This window comes from Microcoleus sp. w2-18bC1 (genome assembly GCF_036700365.1).
In the GTDB taxonomy this organism is placed as follows: Bacteria; Cyanobacteriota; Cyanobacteriia; order Cyanobacteriales; family Microcoleaceae; genus Microcoleus.
In genome coordinates, this window is sequence record NZ_JAUBOS010000044.1 from 18,826 (window position 1) to 27,670 (window position 8,845).

6 protein-coding genes are annotated in these 8,845 nt (G+C 46.8%); 4 read left to right on the top strand and 2 right to left on the bottom strand.

Going from position 1 to position 8,845, the window contains the following annotated elements; genetic code table 11:
• The first annotated feature begins 139 nt into the window (after window positions 1-139).
• Entirely contained in the window at window positions 140-823 is a 684-nt protein-coding gene (locus tag QT979_RS20120) for an HAD family hydrolase (RefSeq protein ID WP_333311496.1), read from the top strand.
• 213 nt (window positions 824-1,036) lie between these two features.
• Here QT979_RS20120 and QT979_RS20125 read toward each other — a convergent pair whose 3' ends face one another.
• Together QT979_RS20125 and pgeF are read right to left on the bottom strand one after the other, a co-directional pair.
• Window positions 1,037-1,648 (bottom strand): CPP1-like family protein, encoded by a 612-nt coding sequence (locus QT979_RS20125; RefSeq protein WP_333085136.1) that lies wholly within the window; start codon window positions 1,646-1,648, stop codon window positions 1,037-1,039.
• 243 nt (window positions 1,649-1,891) lie between these two features.
• Entirely contained in the window at window positions 1,892-2,770 is an 879-nt protein-coding gene (pgeF, locus tag QT979_RS20130; protein ID WP_333311497.1) for a peptidoglycan editing factor PgeF, read from the bottom strand.
• A gap of 570 nt (window positions 2,771-3,340) precedes the next feature.
• Between pgeF and QT979_RS20135 the strand changes: the two genes are divergently transcribed.
• The 3 genes from QT979_RS20135 (at window position 3,341) to QT979_RS20145 (ending at window position 8,596) form a co-directional block, all read left to right on the top strand.
• Complete coding sequence (locus QT979_RS20135; RefSeq protein WP_333311498.1) at window positions 3,341-5,101, top strand: peptidoglycan DD-metalloendopeptidase family protein; 1,761 nt, start codon at window positions 3,341-3,343, stop codon at window positions 5,099-5,101.
• Between the two features lie 74 nt (window positions 5,102-5,175).
• Entirely contained in the window at window positions 5,176-7,548 is a 2,373-nt protein-coding gene (locus QT979_RS20140; RefSeq protein ID WP_333213304.1) for a hypothetical protein, read from the top strand.
• 157 nt (window positions 7,549-7,705) lie between these two features.
• On the top strand, window positions 7,706-8,596 hold the full coding sequence (locus QT979_RS20145) for a glycosyltransferase (RefSeq protein ID WP_333311499.1): 891 nt from the start codon (window positions 7,706-7,708) through the stop codon (window positions 8,594-8,596).
• Window positions 8,597-8,845 lie beyond the last annotated feature (249 nt).

An 8,845-nucleotide genomic window follows, 5' to 3' on the forward strand; every position in this document is an offset into this window, starting at 1 on the left:
AAATGTTTGCTTTAATTAGCACCATTCCTATAGACCTTACCTCCCCTGGGTATTTGTGTCAATTTTTGTAAAGAAAGTGTTACCTTTAAATGATATAGTATCGAAGGATTTGTATAAAAGCTTAAAAATACTCTGCTAAATGCTGAGACTTATTACCGACTTTGACGGCCCGATCATGGACGTGTCCGATCGATACTACCGAGTTTACCAGTATTGTCTCGCCGAGACTCAACGTGAGGGGCAACCAGTGCGGGAACTCCCCAAGGCAGAGTTTTGGGACATGAAGCGCGCGCGGGTTCCCGAAACCGAAATCGCCCTCCTCTCAGGATTAGACGCAGCCCAATCCCGCGATTTTGCCCAGAAACGCCGTCAAACCGTCCACACCCTACCCTACATGATTTACGATCGACCAGTTCCCACCGCTCTGGAGACTCTCGAAAAGGTGCAGCGCGCTGGAGTAGACTTAGCGGTGATGACCATGCGCCGCGTTAGGGAACTAGATGAAGCCTTCAACCGCTGCAATTTAGGGCAATTTTTCCCTGAAAACCGCTGCTATTGCCTCCCCAACGATTACGTCAAAACCGGGGATGTCAAAGATAAGCCCCTGTTAATGGCAAAAGCTCTCGCCGAACTGCCGCCGGCTTCTGACACTTGGATGGTTGGGGATACGGAGGCAGATGTTATAGCAGCAAAAACGCACGGTGTCAAGGTAATTGGTGTTTTGTGCGGAATTCGCGATCGCACCCAACTAGAAATGCACCAACCGGATTTAATTGCTAACAATTTGAGCGAAGCAGTTGAGATTATTTTAGATAGTCAGTAGTCAGTAGTCAGTAGTCAGTAGTCAGTAGTCAGTAGTCAGTAGTCAACAGTCATCAATCATTAGTCAACAGTCATTAGTTATTGGTAATTGTTAATTGGTAATTAGTAATTGGTAACAATCAACTAACTACTAACACCTAAAAACTACGAACCAACCAATAACAATTAACCAATAACAGTAATTAACTACTGCCAACTGTCAACTGACAACTGACTATCGCAGAAAACTGCTGACCAGCCACAGAATTAAAAACGTAAACAAAGCGATAAATTTCTCTGTTGTTATAAATGCCGGACTGACCAAAGAACCCAAAAATCCTCCCAGCAACAAGCCTATAACCAAGCCAGCCACAGTCAGCAGCACGGCGCGACCAAATTTTTGTTCCTTGCGATTAATAAAATAAAGACAAGAGCCGACCCCAAGAGCCAGAGTCAACTGTAGTAAACCATCATTAGCCGCAGGATAAATACTCAGTCCGCCTAACCCCACATACACCCCAGCCGGCCACAAAATATCCGATCGACTAGGAGTATCGATTAGCCGCTGCAACCAAGCTGGGCTGCCACTAGGAGGAGAGGGAGTAAAGCTTGGGGGTGGGGGAGTCAGCCGTTCGGGAAAGCGGATGCGTTCAGGTACTTTAATTTTCCCTTCCTGTCGCTGCCGCAGGCGATCCATGAGGATCGCGTCGTAAGCTGCTTCGAGCAATTCCAAACGTTTCTTGTCACCGCTGTACTGCTCAGCTAGGCGCGTGCGGGCCTCTTGCACTTCATCAAAGGAAGCATCTTCATCGACTTCAAGAAGTTGATAGGGAGTTGGCTCACTCATGGTAATAACCCGCTGAAGACTCTCGTTATAGACCAATCTTAACAAGAGAGGAAAGCGGGGCGGGAGCTCTGCCGCTTTCCCAAAAGTTTTGCTGCTAGTTTTTGGTGCTTTAAAACAGGAACCAGCAAACCTTACGAAAATAGAAACTAGAAGGCATTTGGCATTCGTAAATAAAAAATAATGAATCCAAAGATTGTTATTTTTATCTTGGCCGTCTAAAATTTTACCTTCTGCCAAATGCCATCAGAAGGGACTTGTCCTGCTGGAACTCACAATTCCCGACCACTGGACTTTTTTAAGTCGATCGCGGCGGTAGGAAAAAAAGCGAGCCGAGTCAGAATAAGTACAGAAAGGAGCGATCGCCACTTGAGAAAGATCGATTCCCAACTGCTGCAATTGCAGAGCATTGCAGAGGCGAACATCCAAGCGTACTTTTCCCGGTTCTGGATCGGCTAAGACAGGCGTTTCCGGCAGTTGATGCAAAAACTCGCAGATGCCGTCTGCTGTCGCACTAACGGCACTCTTAGGAGCAATGGTGGCTCCCAGTTCCGCTGCTACTTCCACAGATACCTGGTAAACCTCTCCAGCGATCGCCGGCCCCATAGCAATCTTCAGATTTTCTAGTTGACTGCCTTGTGCCACAAGTTGAGCGATCGCCTCTGGTAATATCTTAGCAGCAGTCCCGCGCCAACCCGCGTGAACTGCCGCAACCAGTCCCGTGCGATCGTCAGCAATCAGCACCGGCACACAGTCAGCCGAGCAAACCCACAGCGCCTCCAATTCTCGATGGGCAACCAAGCCATCAGCCTCAGCATAGCTTGGGGCAGCGGTTTCCGGTTTTTGAGCCACAACCGGTGACAACTCAGTGGTTTTGACTACCGCATTGCCGTGTACCTGTTGAAGTCGGTAAACCTTAGCTCCAGGTTCGAGAACTTCCGTCAGCTCGATCGGCCCCTGGGGCGAGAAATCGCGAGTAAAAAAGCCGTGAGACCAGCGAGAAAGCAAGCTACAAGTCAGATAGGGCAAGCCTTCAGAACTCTGCCAGTCCCAACTGATACCGTCAGGCTGTCCGAAGCACTCAGAGTTTGGAACATTTGTCAAGCGATCGCCAGCTACAGTCATGAAACCTATCCTTACCCAAGCGAATCATTTAGCTTGTATTCTAAACAATCAAAAATTTTGTCCGCGAATTTTAAAAGCAGGGCCAGCTTTCAGGAAAAAATCGCAATGAGTAGGCGGTTTTAGAACAACTCACATTTTGCAGCCTTCTCGCTTACCAGGCTTTCCGGCTTGTTCCACAAAGAGTAGATTTTCCTGTGGGGAGTAGGGGGTTGGGCAGGAGAGTCCGCCCTGAAAAGATTATTGAGAATGGTGCAATATTTCAGGACGACCGACAGCGCAGAAATTTTGCAGAATCTGACAAATATAGGCAACTAATTAACATAGACGAACGCCAAAGCGCTATCATCAGTGTGGCCCTAAGACACTTTTACGCAAGTGCCATCAGGATCAAAAAAACCGGATATCGATCGCAAGTGAATGCGTAAGGCATTTGAGCTTGTTCTATGTGCAAAAAAAATTGCCTCAAGCCCGGTAAAATCAGTTAGGCCTGTATATAAAGACAAGGATTGCCATACATTCGATCCTGACTTCGAGATCCTTGTGCCCCCTGTTGAGTTGGGAAAAAAAATCGTGAAACCAGTTCCAGACAAGCAAATAACAGCCCCTTTGAACACCAAACAGCAAAAAAAGAACCCTACAGGCGCCCGGACTCGATCGCGCCTTTTGTCCGATCGCTCACTGCTGGTGGGACTGGGTTGCCTTGCCAGTCTGGGACTGCTCAGCAAAGGTTTAGTTTGGGCCCAAGCCGAAACTCCGCCAGCAGAACAAGCCGTCCCCGGCGCAGCAGAACTCCAGCCATTATTTGAAGCTCCTCTCCCGCCCCCGGAACCCGAATACAGCCAAGGGTCGCCAGAACCCTACCCTGAACCGCAGGCAGAAGTTCCACCGTCGGAGCCTTTCGATGCCGCACCGGCCTGGGAGCCGGAGTACGCCAGCGAACCACCTCCCACCCAATATTATCTGCCGGAGCCCGCGCTGATTCCCCTGCCAGAAGCGACGGCCCAGGAGCCGCCTTTTGAAGCGCCAGTTAACCCAGCCCACGCTGAAATCGATCAAACAGACTACAGCGTTGGCGCTACCAGCGAGTACGAAGCTCCAACCAGAATAGAGTTTGCAGAACGATCGACTGGGTGCGAAGGAGAAGGCGGTTTGTGCGCGCCTCCTCCTGTTTCCGAGCCGGTGACGGCAGATGCAGGAGAACCCAACTACAGACAGGAACCTCCGATCGCAGACGACGGCTATATTGCAGCCCCTCCTCCTCGAAATCTGCCAGAAAGCCTTCCGGGCGAGGTTCGGGGAACTGTTGCCGGAAATAGTAGCGGAAATCCTGTGAGTAAACTCGGTCAAGCCGTTCAACAAATAGGCAGCCAGGTTTGGGGGGGTTCAAACCCGCCGGAATCAGCTTACGCACCCCCGCGCTACTCGGCTAACGCTGGATACTCCGCAGACACCGGCTACTCGGCTAACATAGGCTACTCCGCAGACACTGGGTACTCAGCAGACGCTGCGTATTATGCCGGATCTGCATCTTACGGCGGCGGTCCTCCAGCGCCCAGCATGGGACTCGGGCCGGTTCAAGTCGGTGCCGTTAGTGTCAGCAGCGGCAGCAATACCGGTTTTGCTTACTACAATCTCACGCCACGTCCCGCAGGCTTGCCCGGAAATGGCAACACCAGCTTGCTGTTTCCGCTATCTATTGCTTCGGCCATTACTTCGCCCTTTGGGTGGCGGACTCATCCAGTTATGGGCTACGGCAGGTTTCACACCGGAACTGACTTGGGAGCCCCAATGGGAACGCCTGTACTGGCAGCCTATGCCGGTCAAGTGGCGATCGCCGATTGGTTGGGCGGCTACGGTTTGACGGTAGTTCTCAACCACAACAAAAACTCTCAGGAAACTCTCTACGCCCACCTTTCGGAACTGTTTGTGAAACCGGGAGAGTTCGTGAAACAGGGAGAGACGATCGGCCGCGTCGGGAGTACGGGAATGTCTACAGGGCCTCACCTCCACTTCGAGGTGCGGCAAATGACTGACCAGGGTTGGGTGGCGATCGATCCGGGTTCTCAGCTAGAATTCGCTCTGGCAAAAATGATCGGTAGTTTGGAAACCGCCAAAGTACCGCAAATGCCGAAAATGGTGGAAATACAAACCGCCAGCGGACTCAAGGATTTGGAAAACGATCTGCCCCAGCTTCCACCTCTGCCGCTGGGCATGGACATCGAAGTTCACAACCTCCAGCCGCCATTCCCGGAACTGTTAAAAGCTGACACTTCTAAGCCCAAAGATACTGAAGCAGTCAAACCCAAACCTCAGAAGCAAGCTAACAGGTAAAAATTGGGGATTGCCTAGATTAATTTTCTTGTGGAACGGTCGAAAAGCCCACCCCACAAGAAAATTTATGTTTTGTGCAACGAGCTCGCGTGTTCGTTACTTTTCCTCGTTACCAGGCTCTTTCGGGTAACGAGGAAAAACTGATAAAAAATGGTAACTTGCAGCTTATGCTAATAGCGCAGCATTTGTGGGAATTAATTTTATTTCTGATTATTCTAGTCTGCCCGATTCCCTTAAGCTTGTCTCTTGTCTTCGAGAATCAGAAAGAAAACAATAACTATTCATTTCCCCATTTTCTCCTCGTACTCGTGACGGGATGGAGCATTGCACAAGTTTGTATCGGCTTGATTTTAGGAAGTGCCGATCGACTAAATATTACTGCGGTGATTATAGCAGAAATTCTGATTTGTGCGATCGGCTTAATTCTGATTTATGCCAAAAACCACAAAACTTTTACCTTCTCGCAGTGGCAGATTCCCCAACTCAAGCAACCTTTGGGCTACTCAGAATCCCTAATTATTGTTGCCACCGCTGTTGTAGGAGTTGTGCTGTTGGAAACTCTAGCAAGCAAACCCACAACCAATTATGACTCATTGTGGTTTCACCTACCTGCGATCGCCCGATGGTATCAAACCAATTCATTGACATTATTAGATGCTGCTGGAAATTGGATTTTTGAGCAAGAACAAGCTAGAGTATATCCCTACAATTGGCACGTTTTATCTGCTTTGTGTGTGCTTCCCTTCGGAGAAGATTTTCTAGCAGCTTTTCCTATGCTAATTGCGTGGCTACTTGAGGGAATTGCCGTCTATCTATTAAGCGTAAAATTTGGAGCAACCCGACTTCACGGTATGGCAGCAGCATCTTTAGTATTGACAGTACCGATGATGCTCAACCAAGTTAACACCCTTCAGCCAGACTTACCGCTAGCTGCAATATTTACAGTGGGTTTATATTTTGGTTTATCCTATCATAGCAGCAGAGCGCAATCTGAACTATCCCTATTTTTGGCAGCCGTAGGAATGCTAGCCGGAATAAAAATCACTGGCATAGTCTATGCAGCCTCACTTTTAGGAGGATTAGCAATATTAGAAATTAAAAGATTCGCGGTTAATAAAAAATCTACATCAGCTAAATTTAAAATTAGCCACTTTCTCAAACCAGTCTTGCTGTGGGGCGTAGCTTGTTGCTTACTTTTAGGAGGTTTTTGGTATGCGAGAAACTTGCTGCAAATCAATTATCCTGTCAGCGAAGTCGGCGATATTAAAGTTCCCTTAGAGCCTGTTCCCTTACCGTCTCCCTTACCTGCACCAACACCTCCGGTACAGCAGCCACCCGCTTCGCCACTTCTAAAGATTTGGCAAAGCACTTTAGCAGCTCAATTTAATCCCAGCAATATTTCCCACTGGCAAACTGTCGGCTTACAAATTATCATTAGATTGCAACTGCCCTTTCTGGCGATCGCGCTTCAGATATTGGCAGCGCCTCTGGCTTTTATCCAGGGTAAAACCAGAATAATTAATCAAAATAATATTATTTTAATTATACTTCTCGCCAGCACAGGAATTCTGTATATAATTACACCTTACACCTCCGGTACTGCCGGAGAGTCGATCGGTCAACTCAGCCCTATACTCGGTTTTAACCTCAGATACGGATTTCCCTTTTTAAGCGTACTCGCCATCGCCGCAGCAGCTACAGCAACTTTCTTGAAAACTCCAAATCTAGTTGTTCTGGTAGTGGTTTTCTTTAGTGGTTTGTTCGGAATTATTAGCAACACAATTTTTGATTATATTAAAAATGCTTCTTTCACCGGAGATAGTATTGTTTGGGGGAGTTTGTTGATTGACAATTTTAAGTCTAACCCCATAGAAGCTATTAATAATATCGGAAAAATATTACGCCCCAGTTGGCAATATATATTACCATATCCAATATTTTATATTTTGTCACTGACTCTGGCTGCGATATGGTTAAAAATCAATCCGGCATTAGGATGGCTAAATCATCTATTTCCTACCCGCAAAAAATCGATTTACCTAGTAATAATTGGTGTCTGTATAGGATTGATAGTAATTGGTCATTGGAGGGAAAAGCGAGATATTGCACGTACCGAACTGTATCGTGGTATTTACGAATATATTGATAAAAATACAGTACCCGATGAAAGAATAGGCTTCTTTTTAAGTTCGCGCAGCTACCTGTTTTACGGGAGAAATTTGGACAGACAAGTTTTATATGTACCATTTAGAGCCGATCGACTTTCGGCATGGATTGACAACCTGCGGCAAAATAAAATTAGGACTGTGGGATTCGGGCCCCTGACTGAGACAAACGCAGCTACCAGAAAAGCTTTATCTTGGCTGACAAGTGCCCAAGGCCCGCTGCAACCCGTTTTCGGTAAAGATTTTAATACTGAGTCGGTGCTATATCGCTTGAAAAATTAAAAGTTATTAGTTACCAAAAAGAATTGGTTTAAAGCCCCAAGCATAAGCGGGGGAAATTAAAAGAAGGCTATTTATTACTCCAATCCTTGGACTTCCACGTAGAAGTCGCTATAAAGCGGTCAACTGTCAACTGTCAACTGTCAACTGTCAACTGAACATGAACCAAGCTAAAACTCTATTTTCGATTATTGTTCCGACCTACAATCGCCCCGATAAATTAGCGGCGTGTCTTCAGTCTTTTGTTGAAATTGAATATCCGCGCGAGAAATTTCAAGTTATTGTCGTCAACGATAGCACCGAAATCTCTGTCGAAAATACAATTTCGCCTTTTCACAATCAGCTAAATATCACTCTTCTGACACAACCCAACTCCGGCCCGGCAACGGCGCGCAATACTGGATCTTTTGCCGCAGAAGGCAAATTTTTAGTGTTTACAGACGATGACTGTACTGTGGGGGTAGATTGGCTGCAAAATCTGGAAAAGCGATTTGTGGAAACACCAGATTGCTTAATCGGAGGTCGAACTGTAAACGCGCTGCCGGATAACATTTATTCTACTGCCAGCCAGCAACTGATCGATTACCTTTACACTTACTATAATGCTATTGGCGATCGCGCGCAATTTTTCACTTCTAACAACTTTGCCCTTCCCGCTGAGGCTTTCCAAAAAATCGGCGGCTTTGACACGACTTTTTCTCTCGCGGCTGGAGAAGACCGGGAATTTTGCGATCGGTGGTTGCATTCGGGCAATGCCGCAATTTACGCTCCCGAAGTTATAGTTTATCACTCACACGCACTAACTCTTCGCAAATTTTGGAAACAGCAATTCAATTATGGTAGAGGTGCTTTTTTGTTTCAGCAAATGATCTCGAAACGCGGGGCTAATGGGAAACTACAACATCCGTCATTTTATTGGAACTTGCTAACTTATCCCTTTTTCCACGCACCGGGCTTTCAAAAGCTATTAATTGCTGCATTGTTTTTAGTTTCTCAGGCGGGAATTGCTGCGGGATTGTTTTGGGAGAAAAACAAATTTGTTGAGGAATAGAGTTTGATTATTGAACCGCAGAGAACGCAGAGAACGCAGAGAGAGAATTACAACTGTTCCCGCTGTTATGAGGTACAATAACAACAATGAGCCAACCAAGTTTTTAAATGTTGAGAATTTTTAAGTTGAGGGTACTTGCAATTATTCTATCAATCATAAAGGTGGTAGTTAGAGCGAACCTATGTAAAAAACATTTGAGTTGTAACCACCACAGTTCAATGGAGTCAAAATCTGGGGAGTATGGGGATA